Origin of the sequence: Halomonas kalidii, from assembly GCF_030010475.1 — a bacterium.
In the GTDB taxonomy this organism is placed as follows: Bacteria; Pseudomonadota; Gammaproteobacteria; order Pseudomonadales; family Halomonadaceae; genus Halomonas; species Halomonas heilongjiangensis.
Genome location: NZ_JASCQN010000027.1, coordinates 24362 through 40606 on the forward strand (window position 1 = coordinate 24362; position 16245 = coordinate 40606).

The 16245-nt window shown below is 68.1% G+C and carries 18 protein-coding genes; 11 read left to right on the forward strand and 7 right to left on the reverse strand.

The genetic code is table 11. The features are described from left to right. Positions 1–185: 185 nt before the first annotated feature. Positions 186–851, reverse strand: coding sequence for a phosphoglycolate phosphatase (locus QLQ85_RS06425; RefSeq protein ID WP_282738224.1), 666 nt, complete (start codon positions 849–851; stop codon positions 186–188). Positions 852–956: 105 nt separating this feature from the next. Here QLQ85_RS06425 and QLQ85_RS06430 point away from each other — a divergent pair, with 105 nt between their 5' ends. Beyond that, a complete protein-coding gene (locus QLQ85_RS06430) occupies positions 957–2255 on the forward strand; it encodes an NAD(P)/FAD-dependent oxidoreductase (RefSeq protein ID WP_282738225.1) in 1299 nt (432 codons plus the stop codon). A gap of 78 nt (positions 2256–2333) precedes the next feature. Here the strand turns inward: QLQ85_RS06430 and QLQ85_RS06435 are convergent, their stop codons facing one another. Both QLQ85_RS06435 and rpe read right to left on the reverse strand, forming a co-directional pair. Further along, complete coding sequence (locus tag QLQ85_RS06435) at positions 2334–2639, reverse strand: GIY-YIG nuclease family protein (RefSeq protein WP_282722340.1); 306 nt, start codon at positions 2637–2639, stop codon at positions 2334–2336. Then, positions 2636–3340, reverse strand: a complete 705-nt coding sequence (rpe, locus tag QLQ85_RS06440) for a ribulose-phosphate 3-epimerase (RefSeq protein WP_282738226.1) — start codon at positions 3338–3340, stop codon at positions 2636–2638. The genes QLQ85_RS06435 and rpe overlap by 4 nt, the downstream gene beginning before the upstream one ends. Before the next feature lie 203 nt (positions 3341–3543). On the opposite strand from rpe, the gene cysP reads away from it, so the two are divergent. From cysP to QLQ85_RS06460, 4 genes are read left to right on the forward strand one after another with little or no spacing between them, the layout of a single operon-like run. Next, on the forward strand, positions 3544–4554 hold the full coding sequence (cysP, locus tag QLQ85_RS06445; protein WP_282738227.1) for a thiosulfate ABC transporter substrate-binding protein CysP: 1011 nt from the start codon (positions 3544–3546) through the stop codon (positions 4552–4554). Next, positions 4551–5408, forward strand: coding sequence for a sulfate ABC transporter permease subunit CysT (cysT, locus tag QLQ85_RS06450; RefSeq protein ID WP_282738228.1), 858 nt, complete (start codon positions 4551–4553; stop codon positions 5406–5408). The genes cysP and cysT overlap by 4 nt, the downstream gene beginning before the upstream one ends. Next, positions 5408–6253 (forward strand): sulfate ABC transporter permease subunit CysW, encoded by an 846-nt coding sequence (cysW, locus tag QLQ85_RS06455; RefSeq protein WP_282738229.1) that lies wholly within the window; start codon positions 5408–5410, stop codon positions 6251–6253. Before cysT ends, cysW begins: the two co-directional genes overlap by 1 nt. Continuing rightward, the gene (locus QLQ85_RS06460; RefSeq protein WP_282738230.1) at positions 6250–7365 is read left to right on the forward strand and encodes a sulfate/molybdate ABC transporter ATP-binding protein; all 1116 of its coding nucleotides are present in this window, start codon (positions 6250–6252) and stop codon (positions 7363–7365) included. Before cysW ends, QLQ85_RS06460 begins: the two co-directional genes overlap by 4 nt. Before the next feature lie 70 nt (positions 7366–7435). Here the strand turns inward: QLQ85_RS06460 and QLQ85_RS06465 are convergent, their stop codons facing one another. Further along, complete coding sequence (locus QLQ85_RS06465; RefSeq protein ID WP_282738231.1) at positions 7436–7876, reverse strand: GNAT family N-acetyltransferase; 441 nt, start codon at positions 7874–7876, stop codon at positions 7436–7438. 124 nt (positions 7877–8000) lie between these two features. Between QLQ85_RS06465 and QLQ85_RS06470 the strand changes: the two genes are divergently transcribed. Beyond that, positions 8001–8591 carry a YajG family lipoprotein gene (locus QLQ85_RS06470; protein WP_282738232.1) on the forward strand — a complete coding sequence of 197 codons (591 nt, stop codon included), beginning with the start codon at positions 8001–8003 and terminating at the stop codon, positions 8589–8591. Between the two features lie 79 nt (positions 8592–8670). On the opposite strand, the gene QLQ85_RS06475 is transcribed toward QLQ85_RS06470, so the two are convergent. The 3 genes from QLQ85_RS06475 to QLQ85_RS06485 form a co-directional block, all read right to left on the reverse strand. After that, a complete protein-coding gene (locus QLQ85_RS06475; protein ID WP_282738233.1) occupies positions 8671–9309 on the reverse strand; it encodes a class I SAM-dependent methyltransferase in 639 nt (212 codons plus the stop codon). A gap of 22 nt (positions 9310–9331) precedes the next feature. After that, positions 9332–9955 (reverse strand): TIGR04211 family SH3 domain-containing protein, encoded by a 624-nt coding sequence (locus QLQ85_RS06480; protein WP_282738234.1) that lies wholly within the window; start codon positions 9953–9955, stop codon positions 9332–9334. Between the two features lie 258 nt (positions 9956–10213). Then, on the reverse strand, positions 10214–10543 hold the full coding sequence (locus QLQ85_RS06485) for a DUF1820 family protein (RefSeq protein ID WP_102626271.1): 330 nt from the start codon (positions 10541–10543) through the stop codon (positions 10214–10216). Between the two features lie 243 nt (positions 10544–10786). Between QLQ85_RS06485 and miaB the strand changes: the two genes are divergently transcribed. The 5 genes from miaB (at position 10787) to lnt (ending at position 16185) form a co-directional block, all read left to right on the forward strand. Then, positions 10787–12130, forward strand: a complete 1344-nt coding sequence (gene miaB / locus QLQ85_RS06490) for a tRNA (N6-isopentenyl adenosine(37)-C2)-methylthiotransferase MiaB (protein ID WP_282738235.1) — start codon at positions 10787–10789, stop codon at positions 12128–12130. A gap of 87 nt (positions 12131–12217) precedes the next feature. Then, positions 12218–13309 (forward strand): PhoH family protein, encoded by a 1092-nt coding sequence (locus QLQ85_RS06495; RefSeq protein ID WP_282722329.1) that lies wholly within the window; start codon positions 12218–12220, stop codon positions 13307–13309. Further along, entirely contained in the window at positions 13306–13827 is a 522-nt protein-coding gene (gene ybeY / locus QLQ85_RS06500) for an rRNA maturation RNase YbeY (protein WP_282738236.1), read from the forward strand. The genes QLQ85_RS06495 and ybeY overlap by 4 nt, the downstream gene beginning before the upstream one ends. Beyond that, positions 13824–14693, forward strand: coding sequence for an HlyC/CorC family transporter (locus QLQ85_RS06505; protein ID WP_282738237.1), 870 nt, complete (start codon positions 13824–13826; stop codon positions 14691–14693). Before ybeY ends, QLQ85_RS06505 begins: the two co-directional genes overlap by 4 nt. A 31-nt stretch (positions 14694–14724) precedes the next feature. After that, positions 14725–16185: an apolipoprotein N-acyltransferase gene (lnt, locus tag QLQ85_RS06510; protein WP_282738238.1), complete on the forward strand. Its 1461-nt coding sequence runs from the start codon at positions 14725–14727 to the stop codon at positions 16183–16185. Positions 16186–16245 lie beyond the last annotated feature (60 nt).

A 16245-nucleotide genomic window follows, 5' to 3' on the forward strand; every position in this document is an offset into this window, starting at 1 on the left:
CCATCGCCAGCCGCCGGGCACGGCGAGCGGCGCAGTCGGGTAGGCGGCGACCAGGGGGTCACCACCACGATAGGAGAGGTCATCCAGCGTCATGCGGCCGTCCATCGAAGCGTTTCCCGCGAGGGAAGTTATGATAGCGAAAACATATTGACCAGGCAGCGCTCATAGCGACAGCCAAAGTTACCCTAAACGAGTTCCGCCAGCGATTCAACTACCGCATCCGGGCCGCAGTCGCGCACCGGTTCGCCGTGATTGTAGCCGTAGGACACCGCCAGGGTACGGAAGCCCGCGCGCCGGCCCGCCGCGACGTCGTGGCGCGAATCCCCCACCATCAGGCAGGCCTCCGGCACCACCCGGAAGTGGGTCGCCACGTGCAGCAAGGGGGCCGGGGAGGGCTTCTTCTCCGGCAGGCTGTCGCCGCCGAGACACAGCCCGAAGTGTTTCTCCAGGCCGAAACCCTCGAGGATCGGGGCAATGAAGGCGAAGGGCTTGTTGGTCACCAGTGCCAGCGGCAATCCGCGTGCCCGCAGGCCATCCAGCGCCTCGCGCGCCCCGGGATAGAGCCGGGTGCGCGAGGCGGGAGCACGCCCGTAGTGCCCGAGAAAGCCCTGGTGACCACGTTCCAGCCAATCTGCCGTCGGCGTGCTGCCCAGTGCATCGGCCAGGGCGCGCTCCATCAGCTTGAGCGAGCCGTTGCCGACCCAGGCCCGCACCCTGGCCTCGCCGGCCGGCGCGAGCCCGAGGTCGACCAGGGCGGCATCCACCGCCACGGCCAGGTCGGGCACGGAGTCGATCAGCGTACCGTCGAGATCGAAGGTCACCAGCCGGATGCCGTCGAGGAGTGGGTGCATGGGAATCCTCCGCGGAAGGAAAGTTACCATTGTGCCGGATTGCCCATGGGCAGGGAATGCGGGCCGGCTTATGCTGGTACCCCCTTTATTCTCAGGAACTCACTCATGAGCGTACCAAGAATCGTGGTCGTCGGCGGTGGCGCCGGGGGCCTGGAGCTGGTCACCCGGCTCGGCCGCAGGCTCGGCAGGCGAGGCAAGGCCGAGATCGTGCTGGTGGACCGCAACTCGACCCATATCTGGAAGCCGCTACTGCACGAGGTCGCCACCGGCGCCCTGGATTCCGGACTGGACGAGATCGCCTATCAGGGGCACGCCCGGGCCCATGGCTACCAGTTCCAGCGCGGTACCCTGTGCGGCCTGGACCGGGAGGCGCGCACCCTGACCCTGGCGCCGATCCTCGACGACGACGGTGTCGAGGTGCTGCCCTCGCGGACCCTGCCCTACGACGAGCTGGTGATCGCCGTCGGCAGCGTCAGTAACGACTTCGGCACCCCGGGTGTCGCCGAACACTGCCACTTCCTGGACAGCCCCCACCAGGCCGAGGCCTTTCGTCGCGACATGCTCAATGTCTTCCTGCGCTACAACGCCCCGCAGCGGCAACGGAACCCGCGGATGGCAGTGGGGATCGTCGGCGCCGGCGCCACCGGCGTGGAGCTCGCCGCCGAGCTCTACGACGCCTCCCAGATGCTCAACAGCTATGGGTTCACTCCCCTCGAGAGCGAGCAACTCGAGGTGCACCTGATCGAGGCGGCTCCGGGCATCCTGCCGGCCCTGCCCGACCGCATCAGTCGGGCGGTGCATGCCGAGCTGGAGCGCCTCGGCGTCCGGGTGCACGTGGCGACACGGGTCACTGAGGTCGACTCCTCCGCCATCGTCACCGCCAGCGGTGAACGGATCGAGACCGACCTGAGCGTCTGGGCCGCCGGCATCAAGGCACCGGCCTTTCTCTCGGAGCTGGGCCTGGCGACGGAACGCAACCATCGCCTCAAGGTCGACGCCACCCTGCAGAGCGTCGACGATCCGCACATCTTCGCCTTCGGCGACTGTGCCAGCTGCCCCCAGGCGGGCGATGCGACGGTCCCCCCCCGCGCCCAGGCCGCCCACCAGCAGGCCAGCCGGCTGTATCGCAACCTGTTGGCACGGCTCGACGGCAAGCCGCTCAAGCCGTTCGTGTTCCGGGACCGGGGCTCGCTGATCTCGCTGGCCCATTTCGATGCCATCGGCAGCCTGATGCGCGGCGCCTCGGCACGCAGCCTGTTCATCGAGGGCCACCTCGCCAAGTTCTTCTACGCCTCGCTCTACCGCATGCACCAGCGCGCCATTCACGGCAGTCTGAAGACCGCCCTGATGGTGGTGGTGGATGGGCTCAACCGCTTCCTCAAGCCACGCATGAAGCTGCACTGAGCCGGACAGCGTCCGGGGCCGTCGTCGAACCGGCGGCGGCCCCGGGCGCTGCCTCAGCGTTCGAGCGCGGCCTCCTGGCTAACGGTGTCGCGGATGGCCTGCTTTCGGGCGCTCCGCCAGCCAGGCTCGCTTCTCCGTCGCCGGGAGACGCTTGAGCCAGGCCTCGAGCCGCAGCGCCTCGCCGCGGCTACCCACCGCCTCGTGGTGAACCAGTCGCAGGGGCCCGCGGCCACGCAACGCCTTGGCCCCACGCCCGGCACGGTGCTCGGCGAGCCGCCGCGTCACGTCGGTGGTGATGCCGGTATAGAGGGCACCACCGGCGGTCTCGATCAGGTAGAGGTGCCACCGCGGCGCCGGCGCCCCGCCGCCCTCCGCGCGACTCACCGGCGGATCACGGCCAGCTGCTCGCGGAACTCGCGGATCACGCTGTCGTAGCGATGCGGGTCGGCCTCGCTGCCGGCCTTGAACACCGCCGAACCGGCGACGAAGGTATCGGCCCCGGCCCGGGCGATCTCGGCGATGTTGTCGACCTTGACGCCGCCGTCGATCTCGAGGCGGATGTCGAGCCCCGAGGCGTCGATGCGTCGACGCGCCTCGCGCAACTTGTCCAGGGTGCCGGGCAGGAACGACTGGCCGCCGAAGCCGGGGTTGACGCTCATCAGCAGGATCATGTCGACCTTGTCCATCACATGGTCGAGGTAGGCGAGCGGGGTGGCCGGATTGAACACCAGCCCCGCCTTGCAGCCGCCGTCGCGGATCAGCTGCAGGGAGCGATCGATGTGGTCGGACGCCTCCGGGTGAAAGGTGATATAGCTCGCGCCGGCCTCGATGAAGTCACCGATCAGCCGGTCCACCGGCCGCACCATCAGGTGCGCGTCGATGGGCGCCGTCACGCCGTGCTTCCTCAGCGCCTCGCAGACCATGGGCCCGATGGTCAGGTTGGGCACATAGTGATTGTCCATCACATCGAAGTGGACGATGTCGGCCCCGGAAGCCAGCACGTTGTCCACCTCCTCGCCCAGGCGCGCGAAGTCGGCGGAGAGGATCGAGGGGGCGATGAGGAAGTCACGGGTCGCGTCGGTCATGGAAGTGTCCAGGCGGTTGCTCCAGAAAGAGTGCATTCTAGCAGAGGCACCCGTCTGGCAGCAGGCGCCACGGTTGTCGACGCCCGGGTCATGAAGAGCGACCATCAGTCTTTATTCCAAAAACAAATAAATAACGTGATTGTAATTCCTAAAATCGAGAATTAACCTTGTTGTTAGCGTCCAAACCATCTTCGGAGTCCCCCATGACCGCATCGCGCCTCCTCAAGCAGAGCCTGCTCGCCATCGCCCTGGGCACCGGCCTTGCCGGCCCGGCCATGGCCGCCGAGCGCGAACTGCTCAACTCCTCCTACGACATCGCTCGCGAGCTGTTCGCCGCCATCAATCCGGAGTTCACGGCCCGGTGGCAGGCCGAGCACGACGAAGAGGTCGAGATCAGCCAGTCCCACGGCGGTTCGTCCGCCCAGGCCCGCGCCATCCTCCAGGGGCTGCGTGCCGACGTGGTGACCTACAACCAGGTCACCGATGTCCAGGCGCTGGCCGACGGCGGCCTGGTGGCCGAGAACTGGCAGGCACAGCTGCCCAACAACGCCTCGCCCTACTACTCCACCACCGCCTTCCTGGTCCGCAAGGGCAACCCCAAGGGGATCGAGAACTGGGACGACCTGGTGCGCGAGGACGTGGAGATGGTCTTCCCCAACCCCAAGACCTCCGGCAACGGCCGCTACACCTACCTGGCCGCCTGGGGCTTCGCCGATCAGCAGTTCGACGGCGACGAGGAGCGGATCCACGACTTCATGCGCACCTTCCTGCGCAACGTGGCGGTCTTCGACACCGGCGGCCGCGGTGCCACCACCAGCTTCATCGAGCGCGGTATCGGCGACGTGCTGATCAGCTTCGAGTCCGAGGTCAACAACATCCGCCGCGAATACGGCGAGGAGGACTACGAGGTCATCGTGCCGCCGGTGAGCATCCTGGCCGAGTTCCCGGTGGCGGTGGTCGAGCCCAATGCCGAGCGTAACGGTAACCTCGATCTGGCCCGCGCCTACGTGGAGTACCTCTACAGCGAAGAGGCCCAGCGCCAGCTCGCCGGCTTCAACTACCGCGTGCACCACGAAGCGGTGGTCGAGGAGTTCGCCGAACGCTTCCCGCAGACCCAGCTGCTGCAGGTCGAGAACATCGTCGGTAGCTGGGAGGAGGCCATGGAAGAGCACTTCGCCGGCGGCGCCCTGCTGGATCAGTTGCAGCGTCGATGATCACGCTCGCCCTCCGCGCCGGCAGCACCCCCAGGCGTGTGCTGCCGGGCTTCGGTCTCTCGCTCGGCGTCAGCCTGCTGTTCGTCTCGCTGGTGCTGCTGCTGCCGATGACCGGGCTGTTCGGTCAGTTGGCCGATCTCAGCCTGGCCCAGTACTGGGCGATCATCACCGATGGCCGGGTAGTGGCCAGCTACACCGTCACCATGGGGGCCGCGGCGGTGGCGGCGATCGTCAATGCGGCCTTCGGCCTGCTGCTGGCCTGGGTGCTGGTGCGCTACGAGTTTCCCGGCAGGCGACTGCTCGATGCCCTGATGGACCTGCCCTTCGCCCTGCCCACGGCGGTGGCCGGCATCACGCTCGCCACCCTCTACTCGAGCAACGGCTGGGTGGGTCGCCTGCTCGAGCCGCTGGGTCTGCAGGTCGCCTACACCTGGGTGGGCATCGCCCTCGCCATGGCCTTCACCAGCATCCCCTTCGTGGTGCGCACCGTGCAACCGGTGCTCGAGGACCTGCCCGTTGAGGTGGACGAGGCGGCCCTGTCCCTCGGCGCCAGTGACGGCACCGCCTTCCGGCGGGTGATCCTGCCTCACCTCTGGCCGGCCCTGGTCACCGGCACCGGCCTCGCCTTCGTGCGCTCGCTGGGCGAGTTCGGCGCCATCATCTTCATCGCCGGCAACATGCCCTATGAGACCGAGATCACCGCGCTGATGATCTTCGTCAAGCTGCAGGAGTACGACTATGCCGGCGCCTCGGCCATCGCCTCGGTGGTCCTCGCCGTCTCGCTGGCCCTGCTGCTGGCCATCAACCTGTGGCAGGGACGCTTCATCAAGCGGCTGCATGGAGGGAAGGGCTGATGTCGCGACTCGAGGGTACCCAGCGCATCGGTGACGCCCCGCGGGTGCGGCGCCTGCTCGTGATCGCGGCGGTGGCCCTGTCGGCGCTGTTCCTGCTGCTGCCGCTGGTGGCGATCTTCGCCCAGGCCTTCGCCCAGGGCGCCGGGGTGTTCTGGACCAACGTCACCAACAGCTACACGCGCTCGGCCATTGGCCTGACACTGTTCATCACCGTGCTGACCATCCCGGTCAACCTGGTGTTCGGCGTCATGCTGGCCTGGCTGGTGACGCGCTTCCGCTTTCCCGGACGGCGCATCCTGCAGACCCTGATCGACATCCCCTTCGCGGTGTCGCCGGTGGTGGCGGGCCTGGTCTACCTGCTGCTCTACGGGCGCAACGGCTGGATCGGCGGCTGGCTGGACAGCCACGACATCCAGCTGATGTTCGCCTGGCCGGGCATCCTGATGGTGACCATCTTCGTCACCTGCCCCTTCGTGGCCCGGGAGTTGATCCCGCTGATGCAGGCCCAGGGCTCGCGTGACGAGGAGGCCGCCGTGACGCTGGGCGCCTCGGGCTGGACGCTGTTTCGCCGCGTGACCCTGCCCAACATCCGCTGGGCGCTGCTCTACGGGGTGATCCTCACCAACGCCCGGGCGGTGGGCGAGTTCGGCGCGGTGTCGGTGGTCTCCGGCGCCATCCGTGGCCAGACCAACACCCTGCCGCTGCACCTGGAGCAGCTCTATCAGGACTACAACACCGTGGGCGCCTTCGCCAGCGCTGCACTGCTGGCCCTGATCGCCCTGTTGACGCTGGCCGCCAAGGCCGGCCTGGAATGGCGCGCCGCGCGCCAGGAGGCTTCTACATGAGCATCCGCCTCGAGAACATCGCCAAGACCTATGGCCCGCCGGGTCAGGGGGCCGCCAGGGCCCTGGATCCCCTCGACCTGGAGATCCGCGAGGGCGAGCTGATCGGCCTGCTCGGCCCCTCCGGCTCCGGCAAGACCACCCTGCTGCGCATCATCGCCGGGCTCGAGGCCGCCGACCGCACGCCGGCACCCGGGCGCATCCTCTTCGGCGACCGCGACGTGACCCACGTGCACGTGCGCGACCGGCGCATCGGCTTCGTCTTCCAGCACTATGCGCTGTTCCGGCACATGACGGTCTACGACAACGTGGCCTTCGGCCTCACCGTGATGCCCCGTCGGCAGCGGCCGACCGGCGGCGAGATCCGCGCCCGGGTGCACCGCCTGCTGGAGATGGTCCAGCTCGAACAGCTGGCCAACCGCTACCCGGCCCAGCTCTCCGGCGGACAGCAGCAGCGCGTCTCGCTGGCCCGGGCGCTCGCCCTGCGACCCGACGTGCTGCTGCTCGACGAACCCTTCAGCGCGCTGGATGCCAAGGTGCGTCAGGAGCTGCGCCGCTGGCTGCGCCACCTACATGACGAGCTGAACTTCACCAGCGTCTTCGTCACCCACGACCAGGAGGAGGCACTGGAGCTCTCCGACCGGGTGGTGGTGATGAGCAACGGCCGCATCGAGCAGATCGACACGCCGGACAGCCTCTATCGCGCACCGGCCAACCGCTTCGTGTTCGAGTTCCTGGGCGACGTGAATCACCTGGAGGGAGAAGTGCGCGACGGCACCCTGACCTGTGGCGATGCACGGCTGGCGGTCGAGCTCCCCGACGGCCCGGAGGAGCTGCTGTTGCGCCCCCACGAGGTGAAACTGGCGGCAGCGCCGACCGCCGACGCCAGGCTGCCGGTCACCGTCACCGCCATCTCGCCGGTGGGCGCCGAAGTGAGGGTGGAACTCGCCGCGGACTGGATGGCTGCACCCTGGCTCGCCACGGTACGCCACGCCGACTACGAGCGCCTCGATCTGCAGCGCGGCCAGCGCCTCTACGCCCTGCCCCGGCGCTGGCATCGCTTCCCCGCGGCGTCAGGCACCCGCCCCACGAGAGCCCGCGAAGCGGTATCGTGATCCCGGAACCGGGCTCTCGATCCGCGACGCGCGGCCGATCGCCGATGGGCCGGGGTCGCGAACGTCGCGCTCACTCGCAGGCTGGCTGGCGGGTCCATTGCATCCGGGTCTCCTGCTCACCCGTCAGCGGGTCCTCGCGCTCGCCGCAGACCTGGAAGCCCAGCCGCCGGTAGAGGGAGACCGCCCGCACGTTACGCGAGTAGACACACAGGGTGATGCGGCGACGGCGTTCCATGGCATGGGCCATCAGCCGGGAACCGTGACCATAGCCCTGCACGTCCGGGTCGACGAACAGCGCCTCGAGGTGCTCGTCGTTGAGGGCGGCGAAGCCGATCACCCGGCTACCGATGTCCAGCACATGGACCTCGGCGGCGGGCAGGTAATCGCGCGCCATCGCCTCGGCCCGCGCCTCCCAGAACCCGGCGGGAATGAAATCGTGGGCCTGGCGCGAGGCTCGCAGCCAGATGTCGACGAGGAGAGGCATGTCCTCGGGCATCGCGGGTCGGATCATGAGGGCCATCCGTTGGTCTATCGCGACAGTGTAACCCTCCGCCGACACGCCGGGAATTCCTGCGCTCGTCGCCAGGGGATATACTCGCGGGACATCCTCCCATCCACCCTCACGGAGCCACCGGATGCGTCGACGCTCTTTCCTTCGCCTCTCCGCGGTGCTGCTCGCCGGCCTCTGGCTAACCGGCTGTGCCAGCCCCCACCACCTGCAACTGAGCCCCAAGCGCAGTGTCGCCGCGCCGCAGACCGGCAGCGGCCAGCAAATCACCGTGGTGGCCGTCGACGGCCGCGACAGCGAGGTGATCGGTACCCGCAGCGGCAGCGCCATGTCCACGTCCACCATCACGGCCAGCGCCCACGAGCTGGTGCCCCGGCTCCAGGCCGAGGCCGAGCGGGCCGTGCGCGAGATGGGCTTCAATCCCACCACCGAGAGTGCCCAGGGGCGCCCCAGCCTGACCCTGACACTCGATCACCTGGGCTACGAACGCGGCCAGAGCCGCCCGGTGATCGACGAGGCGCGCCTGGAGGCGGTGTTCATCGCCGAGGCGGTCAACGGCGGCAACACCTATACCGGCACCTACACCTCCCGGCGTACCCAGAGCTTTGCCGTGCGTCCCGACCGCGACACCAATACCCGCATGCTCAACGACCTGCTCTCGGACGGCCTCGACCGCGCCTTCCGCGATCCCGAGCTGGGCCGCCTGCTGGCACGCTGATCGCCTCCGCGGGCACCACGAGGGCGCCCCGCGGGGCGCCCTCGTGGCTTGCGGATGCCGGGCTCGAGACGCCGCGCCGCTAGACCGAAGGGCCGCGCCTCACCAGGGCCCAGGCGCTCTCACGGAAACCGCTGCCCGGCTCCGGCTCGCCGTCCTCCAGGTGGGTGACCTGGAAGTTGGGCTCGAACAGCTCGCGCACCTCCTCGGCGGCCACGCCGAAGGGCGGCCCTCCCTCGTCACCGGGCGCCCGGGTCAGGCTGATCAGCAGGCCACGGGCCCCGGGGGGGATCAGTTGGGCGAGATGGAAGGCGTAACGCTGCCGGGTGGCCGGCGGCAGGGCGATCAGGCCGGCGCGATCGTAGAAGGCACCGATCTCCGCCGCCTGCTCGATATGGAAGTGGAAGAAGTCGCCGCACCACAGCTCGACGTTCCCCTGGCGACAGACGTCGAAGCCGCCCTGCCGATATCGCGAGATCTCTCCCACCCCCGCGGCGACGAACTGTTCGATCGCCTCGGGAGCGAGCTCGATGCCCAGCACCGGGTGATCGTGCTGGCCCAGCCAGCGCATGTCCAGGCTCTTGCCGCACAGAGGCACCAGCACCTTGGTGCCGGGCGTCACACCCAACAGGGGCCAATAACGCACCAGCGAGGAGTGGATCTGCTCGCGGTGGAAGCCGATGCGGCCTTCCCGCCAGCGGTCGCGCCATTCGTTGGCCATCTTCGCTCCTGCCGGGCCCGGCTCAGAACCAGCGGTCGCGCTTCTTGCGGCGACGCGGCAGGTGAGGAATGATCAGGCCGACCAGCAGCCCTCCCCCGGCCACCCCGCCACCGTACATGAAGTAGCGCAGCAGCAGGTCCTCCTCCTGGGTATCGAGACGCGCCTGCAACCGACGGATGGTCCCACGCGACTGCTCGGCCTCGGCGTCGAGCTCGCGGTTATGGGCCTCGAGTTCCTCGATCCGCTCCTCGCCGGCGGCCAGGGCCTCGGTCATCGAGGAGACCCGGTTCTCCCACTCGTCGTTGATGCCGTCGAGTTCGTCGGTCAGTTGGGCCACCCGGGTTTCCAGCTCCGGCAGGCGCACCTGGGCACTGGGGGCCTGCTGGAGTTCGTTGCTCAGCACCCAGACGGTGTCGCCGTCGCCGTTCTGCACCCGGGAGTAATCGCCGCTGGTCTCCAGCACGGTGACCGGCTCACCGGCGGTCAGGGTGCCGACGATGCGGTAGCCGTCGGTGGGGCCACTGCGTACATAGGTGGTCAGTGAGTCGGAGACCCACTGGGTGCCGTCTTCGGCCTCCTGGGCGTGCAGCGGCAGGGCCAGCAGCCCCAGCCCCAGGGTCAAGAACTTGAAATCGTGTTTCGTCATGCCGTCGTCCTGGCTGTAACTAGCGGAATCCGCTCCTCCGCGACCCGTCACCGCCACCGGCATCCCTCCGGCAGCGGCACGATAAGACCTGAACTATCTGAAAACTACCGATGCCACCCGCCTTTCGGGCAAACGCCTGGTGTCCGGTGCCGTTTTCCACAGCTTCTGTGGACAAGTGCCGGGAAAACCGCTGGAAAGCCTCCGCCGAGGGCCACGCTGTCCGGCCTGCCCGCCTCCTGGTCATTGTATGACCAGGGTTCAGCGCTCACCCTTCGGGGGAGGGGCGAAGGATCGCGGAAACTCCGCCACCCGGCCCTCGCTCTTCACCGCTCTCGGCGGCCCCTCACGCTCCACCTCATCGATGCGCACGATGGCGTTGAGCGGCAGATAACTGCGCCCGACCCCGTCGAAGGTACGCCGCAGCTTGTCGGCGGAGGGATCCACCACCAGCTTCGAGACGTCCTCGAAGACGAACTCCTCGATTTCGATGAAGCCCCAGAGGTCGCTCTGGAAGATCTCGCGGACATACAGCTCCCAGACCTCACCCTGCTGGTGGAATACCACTCGATAGATCGGTTTGGCCGCCATGATAGTGCCTGTTCCTTGCCTGTCACCCTGAATATGACGCTCGTGCGTCGCGACATATCGCAAGGCGCCAAGGGTACCACAGACGGCCATTGTGCACCCGGGCGGCTGGCCCCCTGGGGGGTGCCTGCGTATAATGGGCGCATTCGAGCGGCCGCACCCGGCCGACCGCGCGACGACCTCGCGACCCCCATTCATCTTCATCGGTAACAGACGTCGGGCGCCAGCCGCCACGACCCTATTCTTATGGCGAAGAAACTCTTCATCAAGACGCACGGCTGCCAGATGAACGAGTACGACTCCGCGCGCATGGCGGATCTGCTCGGCGAATCCCACCAGCTGGAGCTCACCGACGACGAGCGCGAAGCCGACGTCATCCTGCTCAACACCTGCTCGATCCGCGAGAAGGCCCAGGAGAAGGTGTTCCACCAGCTCGGTCGCTGGAAGAAGCTCAAGGACGCCAACCCCGAGCTGGTGATCGGAGTGGGCGGCTGCGTCGCCAGCCAGGAGGGCGAGGCGCTGCGCAAGCGCGCGCCCCACGTCGACATGGTGTTCGGTCCCCAGACCCTGCATCGGGTGCCGGCGATGCTCGACTCGCGGCGCAACGACCAGATCTCGGTGGTCGACGTCACCTTCCCCGAGATCGAGAAGTTCGACCACCTGCCCAAGCCCAGCTCCGACGGTGCCACCGCCTTCGTCTCGGTGATGGAGGGCTGCTCCAAGTACTGCACCTTCTGCGTGGTGCCCTATACCCGCGGCGAGGAGGTCTCGCGGCCCTTCGAGGCGGTGATGGACGAGGTGATTCACCTGGCCGATCAGGGCGTGCGCGAGATCAACCTGCTGGGCCAGAACGTCAACGCCTATCGCGGCGAGAACCGGCTCGGCGACGAGATCGACCTGGCCGAGCTGATCGCCTGCGTGGCCGCGGTGGAGGGCATCGACCGCATCCGCTTCACCACCTCGCACCCGGTGGAGTTCTCCGACAGCCTGATCGAGGCCTATGGCGAGATCCCCGAGCTGGTCAGCCACCTGCACCTGCCGGTGCAGGCCGGCTCCGACCGCATCCTGGCGGCCATGAAGCGCGGCCACAGCGTCGAGGAGTACGTCGCGAAGATGGAGCGTATCCGCGCCCTGCGCCCGGACATCAGCTTCTCCTCCGACTTCATCGTCGGCTTCCCCGGCGAGACCGCGGAGGACTTCGAGGCGACCATGGACCTGATCCATCGCATCGGCTTCGACCACTCGTTCAGCTTCGTCTACTCGGCGCGCCCCGGCACCCCGGCGGCGGCCCTCGACGACGACACCCCCGAGGGCCTCAAGAAGCAGCGCCTGGCGATCCTCCAGGAGCGCATCAACCAGCAGGCGATGCAGATCAGCCGGCGCATGGTCGGGTCGACCCAGCGCATCCTGGTCACCGGCTTCTCGCCCAGGGACCCGGGGCAGCTCTCCGGGCGCACCGAGAACAACCGGGTGGTCAACTTCCGCGCGGCCAACCCCATCGACCTGATCGGCTACTTCGTCGACGTGGAGATCAGCGAGGCGCTGCCCAACTCCCTGCGCGGCGAGCTGGCGTCCCCGGAACGCTTCTGAGTCTTCGTTTCCGCCGTCATGCATTGCCCCGGCGACCGCCGGGGCAGTAAGCTGAGCCCACATACACAACGCACGGACCTCCCTGCCTTGAGCCAGCCAGCCACCCAGGCCAATCGCATCATCACCCTGAACCTCGAGCCCAATGATCCCCGGCGTCTGGCCAACCTCTGCGGCCAGCGCGACGAGCACCTCAAGCTGGTCGAGTCCCGGCTCGGCATCACCCTGCGCAACCGCGGCAACATCTTCCAGCTGGCCGGCCCCAGCCATCGCGTCAAGGCCGCCGCCAACGTGCTCGAGCATCTCTACCGCGAGGCCGAGGCCAGCGACCTGTCCCCCGATACCGTGCATCTCTTCCTGCAGGAGTCCGGCCTCGAGGCGCTGGACGAGGAGGAAGGTCCCGACCAGGAGGGCGAGGTGCTGCTGCGCACCCCGCGCACGCTGATCAAGCCTCGCGGCCTCAACCAGCAGGGCTATGTCCAGAGCATCCGCGCCCACGACATCAACTTCGGCATCGGCCCGGCCGGTACCGGCAAGACCTACCTGGCGGTGGCCGCGGCAGTGGAAGCCCTCAACCAGCAGGAGGTACGCCGCATCCTGCTGGTGCGCCCCGCGGTGGAGGCCGGCGAGAAGCTCGGCTTCCTGCCCGGCGACCTGGCCCAGAAGATCGATCCCTATCTGCGGCCGCTCTACGATGCCCTCTACGAAATGATCGGCTTCGAGCAGGTCGCCAAGCTGATCGAGCGCCAGGTGATCGAGATCGCCCCGCTGGCCTATATGCGCGGGCGCACCCTGAACAACGCCTTCATCATCCTCGACGAGAGCCAGAACACCACCCGCGAACAGATGAAGATGTTCCTGACGCGTATCGGCTTCGGCTCCACCGCGGTGATCACCGGCGACGTCACCCAGGTCGACCTGCCCCGCGGCCAGAGCTCGGGGCTGATCCAGGTACTCGACGTGCTCAAGGGCACCCCCGGCATCGGCGTGACCCACTTCGCCGCCAAGGACGTGGTGCGCCATCCGCTGGTGCAGCGCATCATCGAGGCCTACGACCACTTCGAGGCCGAGCAGGAGGCCGCCGAGCGCTCCCGCAAGGAGGCCCGGGAGCAGAAGCGCGAGACGCTCCGCCAGGAACGCATCGACCACGACCGAGCCAACGGAGAGCACAGAGACCCATGAATGCCCCGCTCGTCGACCGCCAGGTCGCCATCGAGGCCGTGGACCTGCCGAGCCAGGCCGAGCTCGAGGCCTGGGTCGCCGCGGTGCTCTCCCGCCATGACGTCGATCCCGCCTCGGAGCTGACGGTGCGCCTGGTCGACGCGGCGGAGAGCCGGGCCCTGAACCGCGACTACCGCGGCCGCGACAGGCCCACCAACGTGCTCTCCTTTCCCTTCGAGAGCCCGCCCGGCGTCGAGCTTGCGCTGCTCGGTGACCTGGTGATCTGCCATCCCGTGGTGGTCCGGGAAGCACGGGAGCAGGACAAGTCCCCGGCGGCTCACTACGCTCATATGGTGGTGCACGGCACCCTGCACCTGCTCGGATACGACCATCTCGAGGATGACGAGGCCGAGACCATGGAGGCGCTCGAGCGCGAGATCCTCGCCGGCCTGGGCATCAACGACCCCTATCGTGCGGACACCCGCGACGCCCCCGAGGCCACGGGCCCCGATACCGAGGACAAGAGAGCCGACGCATGAGCGAAGACCGATCGACCAGCCAGGGCGGCAAGTCCTGGTTCGAGAAGTTGTTCAGCGCCCTTTCCAGCGACAGCGACGAACCCAGCTCCCGGGACGAGCTTCTGGAGTTCCTGCGCCAGGCGGCCAGCCGACTCAAGCTCGAGCAGGACGCCATGATGATCATCGAAGGCGCCCTGCAGATCAGCGACCAGCAGGTCCGTGAGGTGCTGATCCCCCGCTCCCAGGTCACCGCCATCGCCCTCGACCAGCCCCTGGAGGAGTACCTGCCGGTGATCCTGGAGACAGGCCACTCGCGCTACCCGGTGATCGGCGAGAACCTCGACGAGGTCAAGGGCATCCTGCTGGCCAAGGACCTGCTGCCACTGCTGCGTCGCGGCCAGGAGAACGGCCTGCCGTTCCGCCTCGAGGAGGTGATCCGCCCGGCGATGTTCGTGCCCGAATCGAAGCGACTCAACAGCCTGCTCAAGGAGTTCCGCGACACCCACAACCACATGGCGGTAGTGGTCGACGAGTACGGCGGTACCGCCGGGATCGTCACCATCGAGGACATCCTCGAGCAGATCGTCGGCGACATCGAGGACGAGCACGACATCGACGAGGAGGAGGATATCCGTGAGCTCGGCGATGATCGCTACGCCATTCGCGCCCTGACCCCCATCGAGGATTTCAACGAACGCTTCCAGACGCGCTTCTCCGATGAGGAGTTCGACACCCTGGGAGGGCTGGTGATGCAGCGCTTCGGCCACCTGCCCGGCCGGGGCGAGCATACCGAGATCGGCGGCTGGCGTTTCACGGTGCTCAACGCCGACAACCGCCGCATCCGTCTGCTGGAAGCCCAGCCCCACGACGAACCGGGCAACGACTGACCCGATAAGCCTCTCCCCAAGGACGGCCAAGATGCCTGAACTGCGTTTCCCCCCGCTCCTGGGCTATCTGCTGGCCCTCGTCGCGGGGGGCTTCACCACCCTGACCGCCTCCCCCTTCGAACTCTGGTGGCTGGCCCCGGTGGCCGCCGGACTCGTCTATGCCGGCCTGCCGGCCCTGACTCCCGCCCAGGCCGCCCTGCGCGGCTGGTGCTATGGTGTCGGCCTGTTCGGCTCGGGGGCGTCCTGGGTCTACGTGTCTATCCATGACTATGGCTATACCGGCGTGCCCCTGGCGCTGTTCCTCACCGGCCTGTTCGTGGCCGGCCTGGCGCTGTTCTTCGCCGTCACGCTGTGGCTCTATCGTCTGCTGTGTGGCCCCCGTCTGGCGTTCCTCACCTTCGCCGGTGCCTGGGTACTGGGCGAGTGGCTGCGCACCTGGCTATTCACCGGGTTTCCCTGGTTGCTGCTGGGCAGCGGCCACGTCGACTCGCCGCTCGCCTCCTGGGCACCGGTGGTCGGGGTCTACGGCCTGTCGCTGATTACCGCCCTCACCGGCAGCCTGGGCGTAGAGCTCCTGCGCCGACGCTGGTGGGCATTGGCCCCCATCGCCGCCCTCTGGCTGGCCCCGCTGGCCCTGCCGACCCAGTGGAGCACGCCGGCCGGCGAACCGGTGCGCGTCGCCCTGCTGCAGGGCAACCTGCCGCAGTTGATCAAGTGGACCCCCGAAGGACGGCGCGTCGCCGCCAACACCTACAGCGACCTGACCCGCGAGCTCGACGACTCCATCGACCTGGTCGTCTGGCCCGAGGCCGCCCTGCCGATGTTCGAGGACGAGGCCGCCCCGCTGCTGGAACGGGTACAGTCCAACCTCGCCCCCGACACCGCCCTGCTCACCGGCATCCTGCAACGCACGGCTCGCGGGCTCTACTACAACAGCGTGATCGGTGTCGGTAGTGTGGAGGGCGAGTACCGCAAGGAGCACCTGGTGCCCTTCGGCGAGTACCTGCCCCTGGAAAACCTGCTGCGCGGCGCCATCGCCTTCTTCGACCTGCCGATGCCGGCGATGACGCCGGGTCCCGCCGGCCAGGCGCCGATCCGTGCCGCCGGCCTGACCATCGGCAACGCCATCTGCTACGAGATTATCTACGCCGACCTGGTCGCCGCCCGGTCCCGGGCTGCCGACATCCTGCTCACGGTCTCCAACGACACCTGGTTCGGCGCCTCCATCGGCCCCCTGCAGCATCTGCAGATGGCCCGTCTGCGGGCCCTGGAGAATGGCCGTCACGTGATCCGCGCCACCAGCAACGGGCTCACCGCGATCATCGATCCCCGGGGCAACGTCACCGCCCGGGCCCCCCAGTTCGAGATCGCCGCCCTCACCGGCGAGGTCACCGCCATGCAGGGCCTGACACCCTTCACCCGCACTGGCAGCTGGCCGGTCTGGCTGCTCGCCGCCGTGTTGGTCCTCCCAGGGCTGCGCCTGCGGCGCTGAGCTGGAAGCTGGAAATCAACGTTTTCCCCGAGGCAACAAACGACAACCCCTGCTGCGAGG

What these genes read in the sequence shown, in the direction of transcription:
- rpe (WP_282738226.1), bottom strand. Translation starts at nt 3,340, where the DNA reads ATGACCGACGCGACCCGTGACTTCCTCATCGCCCCCTCGATCCTCTCC.
- cysP (WP_282738227.1), top strand. Translation starts at nt 3,544, where the DNA reads ATGACCGCATCGCGCCTCCTCAAGCAGAGCCTGCTCGCCATCGCCCTG.
- miaB (WP_282738235.1), top strand. Translation starts at nt 10,787, where the DNA reads ATGGCGAAGAAACTCTTCATCAAGACGCACGGCTGCCAGATGAACGAG.
- QLQ85_RS06470 (WP_282738232.1), top strand. Translation starts at nt 8,001, where the DNA reads ATGCGTCGACGCTCTTTCCTTCGCCTCTCCGCGGTGCTGCTCGCCGGC.
- QLQ85_RS06425 (WP_282738224.1), bottom strand. Translation starts at nt 851, where the DNA reads ATGCACCCACTCCTCGACGGCATCCGGCTGGTGACCTTCGATCTCGAC.
- QLQ85_RS06465 (WP_282738231.1), bottom strand. Translation starts at nt 7,876, where the DNA reads ATGATCCGACCCGCGATGCCCGAGGACATGCCTCTCCTCGTCGACATC.
- QLQ85_RS06480 (WP_282738234.1), bottom strand. Translation starts at nt 9,955, where the DNA reads ATGACGAAACACGATTTCAAGTTCTTGACCCTGGGGCTGGGGCTGCTG.
- lnt (WP_282738238.1), top strand. Translation starts at nt 14,725, where the DNA reads ATGCCTGAACTGCGTTTCCCCCCGCTCCTGGGCTATCTGCTGGCCCTC.
- cysT (WP_282738228.1), top strand. Translation starts at nt 4,551, where the DNA reads ATGATCACGCTCGCCCTCCGCGCCGGCAGCACCCCCAGGCGTGTGCTG.
- QLQ85_RS06460 (WP_282738230.1), top strand. Translation starts at nt 6,250, where the DNA reads ATGAGCATCCGCCTCGAGAACATCGCCAAGACCTATGGCCCGCCGGGT.
- QLQ85_RS06430 (WP_282738225.1), top strand. Translation starts at nt 957, where the DNA reads ATGAGCGTACCAAGAATCGTGGTCGTCGGCGGTGGCGCCGGGGGCCTG.
- QLQ85_RS06505 (WP_282738237.1), top strand. Translation starts at nt 13,824, where the DNA reads ATGAGCGAAGACCGATCGACCAGCCAGGGCGGCAAGTCCTGGTTCGAG.
- ybeY (WP_282738236.1), top strand. Translation starts at nt 13,306, where the DNA reads ATGAATGCCCCGCTCGTCGACCGCCAGGTCGCCATCGAGGCCGTGGAC.
- QLQ85_RS06485 (WP_102626271.1), bottom strand. Translation starts at nt 10,543, where the DNA reads ATGGCGGCCAAACCGATCTATCGAGTGGTATTCCACCAGCAGGGTGAG.
- QLQ85_RS06475 (WP_282738233.1), bottom strand. Translation starts at nt 9,309, where the DNA reads ATGGCCAACGAATGGCGCGACCGCTGGCGGGAAGGCCGCATCGGCTTC.
- cysW (WP_282738229.1), top strand. Translation starts at nt 5,408, where the DNA reads ATGTCGCGACTCGAGGGTACCCAGCGCATCGGTGACGCCCCGCGGGTG.